The organism is Thioclava sp. F1Mire-8 (genome assembly GCF_002213165.1).
Taxonomy (GTDB): Bacteria; Pseudomonadota; Alphaproteobacteria; order Rhodobacterales; family Rhodobacteraceae; genus Thioclava; species Thioclava nitratireducens.
In genome coordinates this window covers 820,305-837,304 of the sequence record NZ_NBNY01000001.1, presented here as the reverse complement: position 1 = coordinate 837,304, position 17,000 = coordinate 820,305, and the positions used below count along the sequence as shown (strand labels likewise).

Below are 17,000 nucleotides of genomic sequence, written 5' to 3'. Positions count from 1 at the left end.
CGCTTCAATGCGCTCGATCAAGTTGGGCGCAATTTCTCATGTCCTGCTGCGAAAGGTCGCGGCTGCGGAAGTCAGGAAGGATCGCGCGCGATGTTACGCTCCATGAGCCGCTGGAACAGCCCGGGCGAGGCGCGGTTGATCCACCACGCGAGCCGCGCGACGCGGCCTACCGGGATCATCGGGCGGTTGCGCTTCAGCCCGGCGAGGATCACCTGCGCGGCAGCCTCGGGCGTCATGTAATCCACCCCGTCCGCAGCCGCTCCGGGACGTGCGATGCCGTCTGATTGCCGCTCGGCCCGGTCTAGATTTGTCGCCACGAAGGAGGGGGCTGCGATCTGCACGCGCACGCCGTGAGGGGCCTCCTCCGAACGCAACGATTTGAAGAACCCTTCCAACGCATGTTTCGACGCGGCATAGGCGGTGCGGTGATAGAGCGGCGAGAATCCCGCCACCGAAGAAATCGCCAGATGCGTGCCGTGACTTTCCCGCAGCGGTTCGAGGAAATGCCGCGCCATCGCGGTTGCCGCGAAATAGTTGATTTCGAAGACCTTGCGATGTGCGGCCTCGCTCAGCTCGGAGAACGGCCCGATCTGGGTGACGCCCGCGTTGTAGATCGCGAGCTCGATCCGGGGGTGACGTGCGCGGATGTCATCGCAGGCTGTCTCCAGTTGCGCCGGATCGGTCAGATCGCAGGCGATGGCCTCTTCATTCGGCGCGGCGGTAAGGCCCGAGATATCCCGGTCGAGCAGCACGACCTGCCAGCCCTCGGCGCGCAGCCCCGCCGAGAGCGCCTGCCCAAGCCCCCCGGCGCCGCCCGAGATTACCGCGACGCGCGCGCTCATAACCCCGCCTCGCGCGCCCAGAGGTCAAAGACTTCGGCGCTGGTCAGCTCTGGCGTGTAGCCGAAGACTTCCTTCAATGCGTCGTTCGCAAGGACGGGGCGGTATTGCAGAAAGCGCACCTGTTCGGGCCCGTAGCGGCTCAGGCCCAGCGGATGGGCGATGGCGAGCGCGGCCTTGATGCCGAGCGCGGGCAGGCGGCGCACCGGTTTGCCGAGACGTCTTGCGAGGTCGGTGACGCCCAGTGCGCCGTCTCCCGCGACGTTGAAGATGCCAGGCGGGCCATCGGTCGCGGCACGTATAAGGATGCGCGCCAGATCGCGGGTCCAGATGAAGACGAAAGGGCTCTCACAACCCCGGATCGCGAGCAGGCGCGGCTTGCGAAACAGCGCGGTGATCTGGTTGTCGGTGCCCTTGCCAAGAACCGTTCCGACCCGCAGCACGACCTGCTCGAGGGCAGGGTGGGTGGCGCGCGCTTCGGCCAGCATCTCCTCGACCTGCCGCTTGTGATCGGCATAGGCGAACTCGGGATTGCCGCGCACCGGATCGCTTTCGCGCAGCGGCACGGGGTTGTCGGCGTGATAGCCATAGGCCGCGCCCGAGGAGGTCACGACAAGCCGCCGCACGCCGACCGAAAGCGCAGCCGCGAGCACCTTGCGCGTGCCCTCCACATCGACGCGGTAGGCGAGCTCGCGCCCCATGCCGGGACCGGGCGTCACGATGGAGGCGAGATGCACGATCACCTCTGGCCGTTCGCGCGCGATGACCTTGCAGGGGGCGTCGGTGGTGACGTCCATCGCCACGAAGCGCACGGCTTCGGGCAAGTTGTCGGGGCATGCCAGATCGGTCGCGATGACCTCATGGCCACTTTCGGCGAGTTCGGCGGTCAGCACGCGACCGATCATGCCGCCCGCACCGGTAATCAGGATCCGGGTCATCGCGCGGCCTCCTTTCGTCTCATGAATGTCGAGATCGCGAGGCCCGCGATGATGTGCCAGATGCCCCAGAAAGCCGCGACGATCGCCATGCCGCCCAAACCTCCGAAGAAGGCGAATATCAGCACGAGGCCGAGACCTGAATTCTGGATACCCGTCTCGATAGTGATCGCGCGCCGGTCGAAGGGCGAAAGCCGCGCCAGCGTCGCGGTGCCGTAGCCTCCCGCAAACGCCAGCGCATTGTGCAGCACCACCATCCCCGCGATCAGCCCGACGAATTGGACGAAATACTGCCAGTTGGCGCTGAGCGAGAGTGCCACGAAAGCCCCGAAAATCGCCATCGACACCCATTTCAGCGGATCGCGAATGCGGGTCGTCAGATCGTAGCGGTAATAGTTCAGCGCGATCCCGGCGATCAGCGGCAACAGCAGCATGACACCCACGGTGATCGCCACGCTCACCGGGTCGATATGGGTCTCGTGCAGCAGCGCGCGCGTCGGGGCGTAAAGGCTGCCCCAGAACGCGATATTGAGCGGCGTCAGCACGATCGCCGCCACCGTGGCGAAGGCGGTCAGCGAGACCGACAGCGCCGTGTTCCCGCCCGCCCGATGGGTGAAGAAGTTCGAGACATTCCCGCCGGGACAAGCCGCGACGAGGATCAGCCCGAGCGCAATCGACGGGCTGGGTTGCAGCGCCAGCACCAGCCCGAAGGTCAGCGCGGGCAGCACCAGAAACTGCGAAGTGAACCCCACGATCAGCGCCCAGGGCCTGCGCACCAGCGGGCGGAAATCGCGGGGGGAGAGGTCGATCGCGACCGAGAACATGACGATGCCGAGGATCGCGTTGAGCAGATGCAGGGCGCCGGGGCTGAAATTCAGCCGGACCGCGTCGAGCCCGGTCATGCCGGGGCCTTCCCGCCGAGCGCCTTGATCCAGCCGGTGACCGCCTTGCGATAGGTCGCCTTGTCCACGTAATAGGCCATCCGCGCGAGCTTGAGATAGGCCATGCCGCCGGTCGCACGCTCGAACCCCTCGGCCTTCTTCGCCTGCAGGCGCTTCGCGGCCTCCGATCCCTCGCGCAGCCCGCGAATGTAGCGCGCCACCATCTCGGCCTGCTCGTGACGGCCCTGCCAGCCAAGCCCGCTCGCCTCGAGCATTCCCAGCACGAAGAGATCGTCGCGCTTGGGGTGCATCGCGTTAAGGTACAGATGCGGTGCGTCGCCTTGCCAGTTCAGCAGCTCCGGCGCGATGAAGGGGTAGTGCAGCTTGTAGCCGGTGGCCGCGAGGATCATGTCATACTCGGCCCGCGCGCCATCCTTGAAGTGCACCGTTTTGCCGTCGAGCCTTTCGATATCCGCGCGCACTTTCAGATCGCCGTGACCTGCGTGGAACAGCACCAGCGAGTTCACGATCGGATGGCTCTCGTAGAGTTTGTAATCGGGCTTGGGAAACCCGTATTTCTGCGGATCGCCGACGAACCATTTCAGCAGCGCGCCGTCGATCTTGCGCTTGAGCCACATCGGCAGCTTGATTGCGCCGCCTAGCGTGTCGGCGGGTTTGCCGAAGACGTATTTCGGCACGAAGTAATAGCCGCGCCGCATCGAGAGATCGCAGCTTTTGCCGTGATGGATCGCGTCCACCGCGATGTCGCAGCCCGAATTGCCCGCGCCCACGACGAGCACGCGCTTGCCGGTGAATTGCGACGGGTCGCGATAGGCCGAGGAGTGGATCAACTCGCCGTCGAACTGGCCGGGGAAGTCCGGCATGTTCGGCTCGGAAAGCGTGCCATTGGCGATCAGAACGCCTGCATAGATCTCAGAATGCTCGCCCTCGCTATCGCGCCAACTGACCCGCCAGCCTTCGCCATCGCCGCCCAGCGGTTCAACCTTCGTCACTTCCGCATTGAAGCGGTAATGGCGCCGAATGTCGAAATGATCGGCGAAATCGCGGAAATACTGCGCCATCTCGCGGTGGCTGGGATATTCCGCCACCTCCTCGCGCATCGGGAAATCGGTGAATTCCGTCATCCGCTTCGAGGAAATCAGATGCGCGCTTTCATACATCGTCGAATGCGCGCCCTCGATATCCCAGAGCCCGCCCACATCGCTGTGCAGCTCGAACCCCTGATAGTCTACCCCTTGTTCGCCCAGCACCTTGGCCGCGGCCAGACCCATCGGGCCCGCGCCGATCAGGGCGAACCTGCCCCTCGTAGCTGTCATCTTGCGTCTCCTCCCAGACGTTTTTAAATTGAACCATTGTTCAAAATAAGCAAGCCCCGATCTGATGACGAAAAAGACGACCGAGAAACAAAGGCTTAGAGCGCCGTCGAAGCGCTCTCTCGCGAGTCGTTCACGGATTCTCGATGCGGCGGAAACGGTGTTCGCTCGGGATGGATTCGAGGGCGCGAAGGTGCGCGACATCGCCGCGCTGGCCGAGGTGCCGCTGGGTCTGGTGAACCATCACGGGGGCTCGAAAGAGGCGCTGTTTCGCGAAGTGGTGGAGCGGCGCGCCGAAGAGCTGGCGCGTCTCCGTCTGGAGGCTCTGGCGCAGGCGAAGGGGCAGGGGGCGCTCGATCTGACGGCGATCCTCGGCTGCTTCTTCCGGCCCTATCTGGCGAAGGCGGCAGGCAGCGATCCGCAATGGCTGGCCTATGCGCGGCTGGTGGCGATGGTCTCGGCCGATCCGGCCTGGGCCGATATTTCTACCGATCTTTTCGACCCGACCGCACAGCGTTTCATGGATGAAATCTGCGCGCTGCATCCCAAGGTGGGCCGGGCGGTGGTGGCAGAAGGGTTCGTCTATTCGGTCGCAGCCCTTCTGGCCTTCCTGACCTCGGAATGGCGGATCGCGGCGCTGGCCTCGCAGTCCGATGCGCAAGCCTCGGTCGAGGGGCTGGTCGCCTTCTGCGCGGCGGGCTGTGCTGCGCGGATCGCGCAGGCCGAGACGTGACCGGATGCTAAGCGCAACGACCCTGCTGGTCATCACCGCCGTGTTCTTCTCGGCCTTCCTGCGCGGCATCGCGGGGTTCGGTTTCGCGCTGGCCGCGGTGCCGATCGTCTCGCTGATGGTGCCGCCGATCGAGGCGGTGACGCTGGCGGTGCTGCTGCAGGTCGTGGTCGGGTGCCGCGATCTTTTCACGCTTCACGGGCATGTGCACAAACCCTCGCTTGCGCGGCTGTCGGTGGGCGCGATTGTGGGTACGCCGGTCGGGATTTTCGCGCTCAGCGCGGTCAGCGCCGATGCCGCGCGGGTGATGATCGCGCTCGTCGTACTCGCGGGGCTGACGCTGCTGTTGCGCTACAAGCCTGCGCGCCCGCATCCCCATGGCGGGCTCGCGCTGCTGGCGGGCGTCGCTTCGGGCGCGTTTTCCGGGCTCGCGGCGATGCCGGGGCCGCCCGCAGTGGCCTATTACCTCGGGGCAGGCACCACGGCGATGCAGACGCGGGCCTCGTTGCTGCTGTTCTTCTTCGTGGCCTCGCTGTTGGCAACGCCCGGGCTGATCCTTGCGGGGGCCGTGAATGGCGATGCGCTCTGGCTGACGCTGGTTTCGGTGCCCGCGCTGGCGCTCGGCACATGGGCGGGCACTACGGCCTTCGCGCGGCTCGACAACGCCCAGTACCGGACGATCGCCATCGTGGTCATGGCTATTTCGGCTGTGCTTGCGGGCTGGCGAGGCTTGTCGGTCTATCTCTAGAGCAGGGCGCCGCTTTCGGGCTTACCCTCCGCGCCGCACGCTAGGGGCGCGGGCGAGGATGAACCATTCGCCGATATTCTCGCGGTTGATGAAGCCCACGAAATTGCCGTTCGCCCCCACCACCGCCACCGCCGGGATGCGCTGCCGCGCGAAGGCGTCGAGCACGTCGTCCATCCCGGTCTTCAGCGACACGACCGGCACATCGCGGAACATGATCTCGGAGACCGGTGTCTGGCGGAACTCGGGATCGGGCCGGGCCAGCACGCTCTCGCGGGTGACGAAGCCGAGGATCTGTCCTTCGGGCGAGAGCACGGGAAACTCCGATTGCGAGCTGTGCAGGATCGCCTGCGCGGCGGTGTCGATCGTATCTTCCGGTGTCAGCGACACGAAGGAGGTGATGACGGCGTCGCGCGCCGCCGCCTGATGGGCCAGACCGCGCATCGCCGCGTCGGAGCTTTCCGATCCCGCCGCGAAGAAGATGAACACCGCGATCAGCACGAGGATTGGGTTGCCGCTCGTCAGACCCCAATAGGCGAAGAGCACGGCGATGACCTGCCCGGTTCGGGCCGCGACCTGCGTTGCTTTCACCCGGTCCATGAACAGCGCGAGAGCCGCTCGGAAGACCCGCCCGCCATCCATCGGGAAGGCCGGGATCAGGTTGAACGCGACGAGAAGCGCGTTGACCAGCGCAAGCCGGCCCCAGAAACTTTGCGCGGGATTGTCGAGCGATTGCAGATCGCTGAGCCAGCCGCGACCGCCGAGGAAGACCGTCAGGATCAGGAAGATCACGACATTGACCGCGGGCCCCGCCACGGCGATCAGAATTTCCTGCTTGGGATTTTCCGGAATCCGCTCCAGCCGCGCGAGGCCGCCGATCGGCAGAAGCGTGATGTCGGGCGTTCGCACGCCGAACCGCGCCGCCATCGTCGCATGGCCGAATTCATGGAGCACGACGCAGGCGAAGACCGACAGGATGAAGAGCATGTTGACCAGCGCCGCCTGCGGCCCCTCCGCTGCCCAGGCGGTGGCGGTGATCCAGATGATCAGCAGAACGAAGGTGACATGGACCCTGAGCACAGTGCCGCCGATCTTGCCGAGTGAATAGGACCAGCTCATCTCAACCCTCTCTTTCCGCCGCGTGATCGTCCCGGGGAAGGGGACGGCACAGCCGAATTCCCGCTGCCCTCAATTTGACCGCTCGATTGCGTCACCACAAGAAGGTGCGACGCAGTTACCCTGTTGAGGGTGCCAGATAGACCTCGCCGGGCGCGAAGGCTCGGAACCGGTCCGCCGCGATCCCGGAGGCCGCGAGGCTTTGACCGAGCAGGGTAGGCGGCTCCTCGCGCGGCTCGTCGGTCAGCTGGAACGTGCCCCAATGACAGCCGAGTGCTTGGGCGGGGCCGATATCGGTGAAGATGCGCACGGCCTCTTCGGGCACGACATGCTGGGGCTGCATGAACCAGCGCGGCTCATAGGCTCCGATCGGGATCACCGCGATGTCCGGTGCACCGTGCCGGGCGCGGATGTCGCGAAAAATCGCCCCGTCGCCATAGCCGGTATCGCCCGCGAACCAGATCCGGCTCTGCGGCGTGTCGATCCAGAAGCCGCTCCAGAGAGCCATGCGCCGGTCGCCGAGGCCCCGTGCCGACCAGTGGTTCGCGGGCGTCAGCGTGACCGAGATCTCTGGGGACAGCGCGATGCGGTCGTGCCAATCGCCGGTCTCGATCCGCGCCCCGCGTACCGCCTTTCGCACCGTCGCATCGGTCCCCAGCGGCATCACCATCCGTGGACGGTGGCGTTTGTGCAGTTTGCGCAAAGTGACGGTGTCGAGATGGTCGTAATGGTTATGGCTGATCAGGACCGCGTCGATGGGCGGAAGGTGGTCGAAGGCGATCCCGGGCGCGGTGACGCGCCTAGGCCCGGCAAAGCGCAGCGGGCTCGCGCGGTCCGACCAGACCGGATCGGTCAGCAGGTTAAGCCCCGCGACCTGAATGAGAACCGAGGCATGGCCGACCATGGTGAGCCGCGCCGCGTCGCTGCGCTCGGGCGGCACGCTCGGCTCAATGGGGACGTGCTTGGGCCACCGGGCGCGCTGCCCTTCGCGCCGCCATTTGAGGATGTCGCGAAAGGAGCGATCCGTGGACGGCTGGCCATGCGGGTGAAAACGCTCGCCGTCGAAATGGTCGCTGACCGGGCCGGTGTAATAGCGGTTACGTGCCATTTCGTGCCTGCTTCAGGTTTTCGCGGAAACTGAGCGGACCGGGCATCGCCTGTCGCGCCCCTGATATGAGCGCGCCCCGGCGATCACTTCGCAAGCGCCTCGAGATGCGCGGCTGCGCCTTCCGCGAGCGCGGTCGGGTTGTAGCCGCCTTCGAGGCAGGAAACCAAGCGTCCGTCGCAGCAACGGCGCGCGACGCCACGGATCGCGCTCGTCAGCCACCAGTAATCCCCGGCGGTCCAGAGCAGGCCCGAGATGTCGTCCTCGCGATGCGCGTCGAACCCGGCGGATACGATGATCAATTCCGGATTGAAAGCCTCCAACCGGGCAAGCCCGTCCTCCCAGGCGACCTTCATCTCGGACGCGCCGCTGCCACTGGCGAGCGGCAGGTTGAGCACGTTGTCATGCGCGCCCGTCTCCGACCGCGCCCCGGTGCCGGGCCAGAGCGACTTGGGCTCCTGATGCGACGAGATGAACAGGCTGCGCGGCTCGTCCCAAAGGATATCCTGCGTGCCGTTGCCGTGATGCACGTCGAAATCGAGCACCGCGACGCGCGACAGGCCGTGACGTTCGAGCGCATGCAGCGCCGCAAGCCCGGTATTGCCGTAGATGCAGAACCCCATCGCCCGCGTCCGCGTTGCGTGGTGCCCGGGCGGGCGAGTCGCGACGAACACGCGCTCGGCCTCGCCCGTGAGAACGAGATCGACGGCCTGCAAGGCACCGCCCGCGCCCAGGCGGCTCGCACGGCGCGAGCCCGGCGAAACATGCGTGTCCGAATCGAGATCTGCATGTTCCTCACGTGCGAAGACCTCTTCGAGCGCTTCAAGATAAGCCGCGTCGTGGCCCAGCAGGAGATCCTCGTCGCTCGCCTCGCGCGCCTCGATGACCGGCAGCTCCATCTCGTCGATCAGGCCGCGCACCGTCTCGAGGCGCCACGGCCGCTCGCGATGGGTGGGCCCGGTGTCGTGAGCGAGGCAATCCTCGTGGGTGATCGTGACGAACGTGCGCATGAAGCTCTCCAGAAAGGTCGTATCGGGGGCCTATCGGCGAGTCGCGACCCGCGCCGCGCCGTCGCTCGAACGGTGCTGCCCGTTGCGAAGCTGCGTCAGAGTTTTGGAAATGGCAAGCACCCCCGGACGGAGGACACGTGCCGCCGCCGTCCTGTCGGGTGAAATCTGCGAGTGCGTCGCCCTTGCTCAGCAGGGCGGCCCGATCAGAAACACGGGCGGCAGCTCGCGCGCGCGGCGCTCTGCCAGTCGCCGTTTCGCAGTGGCCAGTTTGACCTGCGTGACTTCTAGGCGCAGCAGCGCCCGGCTGCGCGCATCGTAAAGCCGTCGGATCGGCGAACCCGGATTTCCGATCAACCCCGGACGACGGTTCGCGCTGCGCGGAAACCAGTCGTTCAAGCCCACGAGCGCGTCGCGCCACGCCTTGTCCGCCTCGATGTAACGCTCGAACGCGAGACGCAATGCGCGGCGGCGTGTCATGAGTTCCGGTCGCATCATCGCTCCTCCCTCAGAAGATTAGACTACTTTCAACCATAGCAGAAATGCCGCGAGTCGTCAGGTTTTGCAGGGTTCCGAAGGCGCGATCGCCTCGAACACGGTTTCGCGAGCGCAGCATGATTTTCTTGTTTCTGCGGTTTAGGGTTGCATTAAATGAACCATCGTTCATTTAATGTGAGCGCCCCAAGGAGGATCATCGGCCGAATGTGCCGGCGATGGGGAGCCAGAGGAGGAAGTCATGCAAAGCGAGAGCAACCCGCACTCAGATCTCGGCGTGGTGCCGAAACGTGGTCTGGCCCATGTAGCCGGGCCGACCGATACCCCGCTGATCGAGGATACGATCCCGGCCGTGCTGAAGCGCACTGTCGAGCGTTGGCCCGATCGCGACGGCGCCATCTTCACCTCGGAGGGCATTCGCTGGACCTGGGCGGAGTTCGCGCAGCGGGTCGACCGGCTCGCCTCGGGGCTGCTCGCGCTCGGGCTTCGGCATGGCGACCGGCTCGGTATCTGGTCGCCCAACCGTTCGGAATGGCTGCTGACGCAGTTCGCGACGGCGCGGATCGGGGTGATCCTCGTTAACATCAACCCGGCCTATCGCCTGCACGAGCTGGAATTTGCGCTGCGCAAGACCGGCTGCCGGGCGCTGGTGCTGGCCGAGACCTTCAAGAGCTCGGATTACCTGTCGATGATCCAGCGCCTGCTGCCGGAGCTTGCGAAGAGTGAGCCCGGTCAGCTGGAAACCATGAAACTGCCCGATCTGCGCGACATCATCACTCTGGGAGAGACCCAGCATCCCGGCTGTCATCGCTTCTCGGATGTCGAGGCGATGGGCGCGGCGCAGGACCAAGGCGCGCTCGACGCTGTCACCGAACATCTCGACCCGAACGAGCCGATCAACATCCAGTTCACCTCCGGCACCACCGGATCGCCGAAAGGCGCGACCCTGACGCATCGCAATATCGTCAACAACGCGCATTTCGTGACCCGCGCGATGCTGGCGACCGAACAGGACCGCGTCTGCATCCCGGTGCCGTTCTACCATTGCTTCGGGATGGTGATGGGCACGCTGGGCTGCGTCACCAAGGGCGCGGCTATCGTCGTGCCGAGCGAAGGCTTCGACGCGCCCGTCACGCTGGCATGCGTCGCGGCCGAACGCTGCACCGCACTTTACGGCGTGCCGACCATGTTCGTCGCGATGCTGGAGCATCCCGATTTCGCGAACCATGACCTTTCGTCGCTTCGCACCGGCATCATGGCAGGCGCACCCTGTCCGATCGAGGTGATGAAGCAGGTGCAATCGAAGATGCACATGTCGGAAGTGACCATCGCCTACGGGATGACCGAGACCGCCCCGGTCTCGTTCCAGTCGGCCACCGATACACCCTTGGAAAAACGTGTGTCCTCGGTGGGTCAGGTGCAGCCGCATCTCGAGGTGAAGATCGTGCGCGAGGATGGCTCGCTCGCCAATGTGGGCGAGCAGGGCGAGCTGCTGACGCGTGGCTACTCGGTGATGTGCGGCTATTGGGGCGAGCCCGAGCGTACGAATGACGCGCTCGATGCGGATGGCTGGATGCATACGGGCGATCTCGCCCGGATCGACAGCGAGGGCTATTGCAACATCACCGGACGGGTGAAGGACATGATCCTGCGGGGCGGCGAAAACGTCTATCCGCGGGAGGTCGAGGAGTTCCTCTACACCCATCCCGATATCAGTCAGGCGCAGGTCTTCGGCATCCCGGATCACCGGCTGGGCGAGATCGTCGCCGCATGGATCGTGCCGCGCAATGGCGCCGAGTTGACCGAGGAGGCTATCCGCGAGTTCTGCCGCGACGAGATCGCGCATTTCAAGATTCCGGCGGTGATCCGGTTCAAGGAGAGCCTGCCGCTGACGGTTTCCGGCAAGCCGCAGAAATTCGTCATGCGCGATGCAATGATCGAGGAGCTGGGGCTCGCGGTCGAGGAAACTGCCTGATTTGACGAAAGCGCCGCGCGTCTTCCGCGCGGCGCAATTTCTGCGTCAGCCTACGCTCTTGGGCTTGTGCGTCCCGTTGAGCCGGCTGCGCAGCGGCAGCAGGCCCAGCACCGCCGTCGTCGCGAAGCCCGCGCCCGCAAGGAAGGTCCATTGCGCGCCGCCGAACTCCCACAGCGCCCCTGCGATCACACTGGCGATCAGCAGCGCCACGCCGGTGACGAGGTTGAACATGCCAAAGGCGGTGCCGCGCAGCTCTGCCGGGACGGCTTCGGCCACCAGCGCGGCCAACAGCCCCTGGGTGAAGCCCATATGCATTCCCCACAGGAGCACACCGATCGCAAGACCGCCGAGCCCGCCGACCAGCGCGAGCGTCAGGTCCGCCGCGATCAACAGCCCCAGCCCGACCAGCAGCAGCCCGACACGACCGACCCGGTCGGAAAGCGCCCCGACCGGATAGGCGATCAGCGCATAGACCGCGTTCATCCCCACCAGAACCAGCGGCACCAGCATCACCGGGATGCCGTCGTCATTGGCGCGCAGGATCAGGAAGGCCTCGCTGAACCGGGCGAGCGTGAACAGCGTCGCGACGACCACGACCCACCAGAACACGTTACCCAAGAGCTTGAGCTCTGACCGGGCGAGGGGGTTGCGCACCTGCCGCTGCGCGCGGGGATGGGCGGGCTCTTTCACCACGAACAGGATCAACCCGAGCGACAGGAAAGCCGGGATCACCGCGACCCAGAAGACCGAGCGGAAATCGTCCGAGAACAGCCACATCAGCCCGATCGCGGCGAGCGGCCCGAGGAAGGCGCCCACCGTGTCGAGCGATTGCCGAAGCCCGAAGGCCGCGCCGCGCATCTTGCCCGGCGCAAGGTCGGCGATCAGCGCGTCGCGCGGGGCGCCCCGGATGCCTTTGCCCACCCGGTCGATGAAGCGCGCGGCCACAAGCCAGTCGAAGGTCGGCGCGAGCGGAAAGATCGGTTTCGTCACAGCCGCCAGCCCGTAGCCGAGCGCGGCCAGCTCCTTGCGCCGCCCGATCCGGTCCGACAGCGCCCCCGAAAAGACCTTGGTGATCGCGGCGGTGGCTTCCGCGATCCCTTCGATCACACCCACCGCCAGCGCCGTCGCGCCAAGTCCGGTCATCAGGTAGACCGGCAGCAGCGCATGGATCATCTCGGAGGAGACATCCATGAAAAGCGACACGAACCCCAGCGCCCAGACGCCCATCGGCAATCCGCGCCCGCGTTTACCTGTCGGGGTTTCCATTGCCTCTTGCGTGTCGTCCGTCATGTGCCTCCTGCAAGCGCCGTGATGGGCTTACTGCCCGCGCGCTTGTGCCCTGCGATCATAAAGCGCGCGTATGAGCAAGGCCATCGCCCCCTCGAGGGGCAGCCAGACGAGGCAGTAGAGCCAGACCAGCAGCGCGGGCCCCCAGCCGATCGGCGTCACGAACAGCCCATAGACCGCGATCAGCGTGCCCAGCAATTGCGTAGCCTCGGTTGTCGCGAACAGGCGCAGCGCCGGGAAGGGGCGCCGCCAGAACCAGCTTTGATGGCGCGTGACGAATAGCGTCATGTGCCCCGAGACGAGAAGCTTGAGGAAGATGATCGTCTGGATCTGGTCGCGCGGCAGGCCGAGATAGGCATCGACGAACCAGAACAGCACGAAGGTCTCGATCACCCCGGTCACGCCAAGCGTCGCCGCCACCGTCAGCACGCGCCGCATGTCCCAGCGCACCGGGCGTGGCGAGACCGAGACATTGTCGTAGGCGATCATCATGATCGGGAAATCATTCAGCACCGCCAGCAGCACGATCATGATCGCAGTGACAGGGTAGAAATCGAAGACGAGAATCGAGAGCGTCATGAATAGCAGCACCCGGATCGTCTCGGCGACGCGGAAGGTGGCATAGCTCGTCATCCGCTCGAAGATGCGGCGGGCTTCCTCGATTGCCGTGGTGATGATCGACAGGCCCTTGTCGGTCAGCACCAGATCGGCGGCGGCGCGCGCGGCATCGGTCGCGCCGCTCACAGCGATCCCGGCATCGGCCTTGCGCAGGGCAGGGGCGTCGTTCACCCCGTCCCCGGTCATCGCGACGATGGAATGCCCGGCCTGAAGCACCTCGACGATCCGGAACTTGTGTTCGGGCAGGACCCGCGCGAAGCCGTCGGCGGCGCGGACATTGGCCTCCACAGTGGCCGGGTCGCCATCAAGCAACTCGCCTGCGGGATAGATCTTCTGCCCGAGGTCGAGTTTGCCCGCGATCTGGCGCGCGATGGCTTCGTGGTCGCCGGTGATGATTTTGACATCGATCCCCATGTCGCGCGCGTCCGCGATGGTGCTGGCCGCATCCGGGCGCGGTGGATCGATGATCGGCAGCAGACCGAGGAATTCCCAGTCCTGCCCGGCGCGTTTCTGTGCGGCCCCGAGCGCGCGGTAGCCCTGCTGCGCGAGGGTTTCGACCTCGTCCTCAACCGCCTTGCGCGCGTCATCTGTGAGGGCCGCAAGCTCCACGATCACCTGCGGCGCGCCTTTCGCGACTTGCCAGCGATCGGCCTCGTGGCGCAGCTCCGCCTCGCTGCGTTTGCTGACCGGATCGAAGGGCGTGAAGCTGAGGGTTTCGACAGCGCCGAGCGCGATGCCCTCCGCCGCCGCCAGCACCGCGGTGTCGATCGCATCGGGCGCGTCGCGGTCGCAGGCAAGCGCCGATGCGCGCAGCAGGTCTTCAACCGCGATGCCCTCTGCCGGGCGCGGGTCCTCGACGGTCAATTCGTTCAGTGTCAGCGTCCCGGTCTTGTCCGAGCACAGTACATCGACGCCCGCCAGCTCCTCGATCGAGACCAGTCGCGAGACGATCGCCTTCATCCGCGCGAGCCGTTCCGCGCCCACCGCCATCGTCACCGACAGAACCGTGGGCAGCGCGACCGGGATCGCCGCGACCGTCAGGATCAGCGCGAACTGGATCACCTCGAGCGGCGGGTTGTTCCGCTGAAACGAGACGATCACGATCATCGCCACCAGAACCAGCGCCGCTGCGATCAGGAAATTCCCGATCTGCATCACGGCTTTCTGGAAATGCGATTTGCCATTCGTGGTCTGCACGAGCGAGGCGGTGTGCCCGAAATAGGTCTCCATCCCGGTCGCGGTGACCTCGCCGGTCATCTCGCCCAGCTTCACGACCGAGCCGGAATAGGCGCTGTCACCGACCGCCTTGTCGACGGGAAGGGACTCGCCCGTCAGAGCCGCCTCGTCGATGGAGAGATATTTGCCCTCGAACAGTGTCAGGTCGGCTGGGACGATCTGGCCGATCGACATGCGCACGATGTCGCCGGGCACCAGATCACGCGCCGCGATCTCCTGCCATGTCCCGTCGCGTTTGACCCGCGCACTCGGCGCCAGCTGCGCCTTGAGCGCCGCGATGGCGGAACTCGCCTTGCTCTCTTCCTTGAAACCCACGGCCGCGTTGAGCAGCAGCATCACGAAGATCACGCCGAAATCGGACCAGTCGCGCAGCACGAGCGACAGAAGCGCTGCAAGTTCGATCAGCCACGGGATCGGCCCCCAGAAATACCCCGCGATCCGCTGTAGCAGGGTTTTCTCGTCGCTTTTGAGCGCGTTCGGACCGTATCGCTCGAGCCTCTCTGCCGCCTCTGCCGCGCTCAGACCTGTCTTGCGGTCTGTTTTCGGCACATGCTGCGTCATCGGTTCAGCGACGGTCTGGTCCATTGTGCGTGTCTCCAGCTTTGGCCCCGAGCTTTCCGAGCCACTGGCCGATTTCCGGCCAGACATTCGAAAGGGTATGGCTGCCCATGAAGAGGCCGATATGCCCGCCTTCGACGAGGCGGCTCACGATATCCTTGCGCGGCGTGCCGAGCAGCGTCTCGGCGGCAAACACCTGTTCGCGCGTGGTGATGTCGTCCGCCTTGCCCGCCAGCAGGAAGGCCGGGCAGGTGATCGCGCCGAGATCGAGCTTGCGCCCGAGGCCCACGAACTCCCCCTTGGCGAACAGGTTCTGTTTGAACAGCAGGTCGATCGCCTGCAGGTAATAGCGCCCCGGCAGGTCGATGGGGTTCTCGTACCAGCTCTCGAACCGCTCGGTGCGCTTCATGAAGTTCCGGTCGTCGATATGCTGGTAGAGATCGACGAACTTGCCGAAATACTGCTGATCGGCATGCATGTTCTTCCAGCCGGTGAGCATGAACCGCCCCGGCATCCGGCCTTCACCCGCCTCGACCATCTCCTGATAGGCCGAAAGCGGCATCTCATGGGCGAGCTTGCGGATCGGCCCGTGCCCGGCATCGCTGTCGATCGGTGAGCCCGCCAGCACGAGACCCGCGACCTTCTCGGGGAAGCGCGCGGCATACATCGCCGACATCCAGCCGCCCTGACACAGGCCTACCAGCATCACCCGCCCGCCGAGATCATCGACCGCGACATTGATTTCGGCCAGATACTTGTCGATGTCGAAATCGCGCATCTCGGGCGTCGCGCTTTTCCAGTCGGTGCAGAGAACACGCCCCAGCCCTGCATCCAAAAGCGTCTCGATCAGGCTCTGGCCCTTGGCGTAATCCGCGATGGTCGAGGAATGCCCGGCATAGGGCGCATCGACGATCACCGGAATGCCGCCGCCCGTGCCGCCGAAATCGCGCAGCCGCATCGTGTCGAGATCGAGCAGCACGTCGTTCTTCGTGGCCCATTCCGGGTCGGGCGGGTGTGTGATCTTGGCCGCCTCGTCGAAATAGGTCAGCCCTTTTTCGACCGCGTCGAGCCCGATCTTCTGCCACTCCATCGCCGCCGCCATCGGCCAGAAGAAGGGAACGCTGTGTTCGTAGGTATTCTTGGCATCGCTCATGTTCGACACTCGCAAGACGCTTTGGTGCACAGATGCACTCTTTTGAGACCCCAAGGCCCGTTAGAATGCAAGTGCAGCGAAGCCCGAGCGCGCGAACGTGAAGCTGATGTGTGGAACGGTGAGGCGGTTTGGGCGGCGGATGACGCTTTCTTAATCCGTGCTCAGAAGCGCCGTGATCAGCGCGCTGGACGGGTCCGACAGCTCCTCGATCACGTCGAAATGGTGCCGCCCGTAGGCGGCGACCAGATCGGAAGACGACCAATGCTCGGCCAGCAAGGAAGACTGACGCAGGAATTCCGGACGCTCCGCCGCGCCGACCCAGACGGTAACCTTCACGCCGGGGCGCAGCTTCAGCAGCGCTGGGCTTTCGCTCGCGGCGATCTCGGGCGTGATCCCCAGCCGCGCATTCATCGAATGCATCTGCAGCGGACGCAGGTCATGCACACCGCTTACCGAGATCACCCGCCGGATGCGTGCCGCGGTTTCGTCGGAGAGCGCGCTCCCCTGAGACACCGACCGCGTCACGAGATGCCCGCCCGCGGAATGGCCGACGAGATGGATCGGCCCCTCCACCAGCCCCGCCGCGTGATCGATGGCCCGTGCGATCTGCTGCGCGATGCCGGGGATGCTGTTTTCCGGGGCGAGCGTGTAGCCGGGCAGGGCGACGGTCCAGCCCTGAGACAGCGCGCCTTCCGCCAGATGGGACCACATGTCCTTGCTGAATTTCAGCCAGTAGCCGCCATGCACGAAGACCACGAGCCCCTTGGACGCGCCGTCGGGGCGGAAGATGTCGATCCTTTCGCGGGGCGCATCCCCATAGGCCACCTCGCTCATCCGATCGGCATGGCGCGACCGGAATTCGGCGGCGCGCCTGGCCCACTGATCCGGGTAGCTGCTGCCATTCTCGATATAGCCGCCATTCTCGAAAGCGTCTTCCCAGTCGATCCCGCTCAGGTCTTCCATGTTCTCTCCCGCTCGTTTCGCAT

The 17,000-nt window shown here is 65.4% G+C and carries 15 protein-coding genes; 3 read left to right on the top strand and 12 right to left on the bottom strand.

The features are described from left to right. Nucleotides 1-71: 71 nt before the first annotated feature. The 4 genes from B6V75_RS03895 to B6V75_RS03880 are packed head-to-tail and all read right to left on the bottom strand — an operon-like array spanning nt 72 to nt 3,992. Complete coding sequence (locus B6V75_RS03895; RefSeq protein WP_088718792.1) at nt 72-842, bottom strand: SDR family NAD(P)-dependent oxidoreductase; 771 nt, start codon at nt 840-842, stop codon at nt 72-74. Then, a complete protein-coding gene (locus B6V75_RS03890) occupies nt 839-1,777 on the bottom strand; it encodes an SDR family oxidoreductase (protein ID WP_088718791.1) in 939 nt (312 codons plus the stop codon). The genes B6V75_RS03895 and B6V75_RS03890 overlap by 4 nt, the downstream gene beginning before the upstream one ends. After that, complete coding sequence (locus B6V75_RS03885; protein WP_088718790.1) at nt 1,774-2,676, bottom strand: bile acid:sodium symporter family protein; 903 nt, start codon at nt 2,674-2,676, stop codon at nt 1,774-1,776. Before B6V75_RS03885 ends, B6V75_RS03890 begins: the two co-directional genes overlap by 4 nt. Further along, nucleotides 2,673-3,992, bottom strand: coding sequence for an NAD(P)-binding domain-containing protein (locus B6V75_RS03880; protein ID WP_088718789.1), 1,320 nt, complete (start codon nt 3,990-3,992; stop codon nt 2,673-2,675). The genes B6V75_RS03885 and B6V75_RS03880 overlap by 4 nt, the downstream gene beginning before the upstream one ends. 64 nt (nt 3,993-4,056) lie before the next feature. Between B6V75_RS03880 and B6V75_RS03875 the strand changes: the two genes are divergently transcribed. Both B6V75_RS03875 and B6V75_RS03870 read left to right on the top strand, forming a co-directional pair. Then, entirely contained in the window at nt 4,057-4,722 is a 666-nt protein-coding gene (locus B6V75_RS03875) for a TetR/AcrR family transcriptional regulator (protein ID WP_206184175.1), read from the top strand. Nucleotides 4,723-4,726: 4 nt separating this feature from the next. Beyond that, the gene (locus B6V75_RS03870) at nt 4,727-5,467 is read left to right on the top strand and encodes a sulfite exporter TauE/SafE family protein (RefSeq protein ID WP_088718788.1); all 741 of its coding nucleotides are present in this window, start codon (nt 4,727-4,729) and stop codon (nt 5,465-5,467) included. Between the two features lie 21 nt (nt 5,468-5,488). On the opposite strand, the gene B6V75_RS03865 is transcribed toward B6V75_RS03870, so the two are convergent. From B6V75_RS03865 to B6V75_RS03850, 4 genes are all read right to left on the bottom strand, one after another. Further along, nucleotides 5,489-6,583, bottom strand: coding sequence for a site-2 protease family protein (locus tag B6V75_RS03865; RefSeq protein WP_088718787.1), 1,095 nt, complete (start codon nt 6,581-6,583; stop codon nt 5,489-5,491). 115 nt (nt 6,584-6,698) lie between these two features. Beyond that, nucleotides 6,699-7,688: an MBL fold metallo-hydrolase gene (locus B6V75_RS03860; protein ID WP_088718786.1), complete on the bottom strand. Its 990-nt coding sequence runs from the start codon at nt 7,686-7,688 to the stop codon at nt 6,699-6,701. Nucleotides 7,689-7,771: 83 nt separating this feature from the next. Further along, the gene (locus B6V75_RS03855) at nt 7,772-8,695 is read right to left on the bottom strand and encodes a histone deacetylase family protein (protein WP_088718785.1); all 924 of its coding nucleotides are present in this window, start codon (nt 8,693-8,695) and stop codon (nt 7,772-7,774) included. Nucleotides 8,696-8,881: 186 nt separating this feature from the next. After that, the gene (locus B6V75_RS03850) at nt 8,882-9,187 is read right to left on the bottom strand and encodes a hypothetical protein (RefSeq protein WP_088719384.1); all 306 of its coding nucleotides are present in this window, start codon (nt 9,185-9,187) and stop codon (nt 8,882-8,884) included. A 241-nt stretch (nt 9,188-9,428) separates the two neighbouring features. On the opposite strand from B6V75_RS03850, the gene B6V75_RS03845 reads away from it, so the two are divergent. Beyond that, nucleotides 9,429-11,162: an AMP-binding protein gene (locus B6V75_RS03845; protein ID WP_088718784.1), complete on the top strand. Its 1,734-nt coding sequence runs from the start codon at nt 9,429-9,431 to the stop codon at nt 11,160-11,162. A 45-nt stretch (nt 11,163-11,207) separates the two neighbouring features. Here the strand turns inward: B6V75_RS03845 and B6V75_RS03840 are convergent, their stop codons facing one another. The 4 genes from B6V75_RS03840 to B6V75_RS03825 all read right to left on the bottom strand — a co-directional run bounded on the left by B6V75_RS03840 (nt 11,208) and on the right by B6V75_RS03825 (nt 16,977). Beyond that, complete coding sequence (locus B6V75_RS03840; protein WP_088718783.1) at nt 11,208-12,452, bottom strand: MFS transporter; 1,245 nt, start codon at nt 12,450-12,452, stop codon at nt 11,208-11,210. A gap of 27 nt (nt 12,453-12,479) precedes the next feature. Beyond that, entirely contained in the window at nt 12,480-14,888 is a 2,409-nt protein-coding gene (locus B6V75_RS03835; protein WP_088718782.1) for a plasma-membrane proton-efflux P-type ATPase, read from the bottom strand. After that, entirely contained in the window at nt 14,869-16,014 is a 1,146-nt protein-coding gene (locus tag B6V75_RS03830; RefSeq protein WP_206198465.1) for an alpha/beta fold hydrolase, read from the bottom strand. Before B6V75_RS03830 ends, B6V75_RS03835 begins: the two co-directional genes overlap by 20 nt. 150 nt (nt 16,015-16,164) lie before the next feature. Beyond that, the gene (locus B6V75_RS03825) at nt 16,165-16,977 is read right to left on the bottom strand and encodes an alpha/beta hydrolase (protein ID WP_088718781.1); all 813 of its coding nucleotides are present in this window, start codon (nt 16,975-16,977) and stop codon (nt 16,165-16,167) included. Nucleotides 16,978-17,000: the final 23 nt, after the last annotated feature.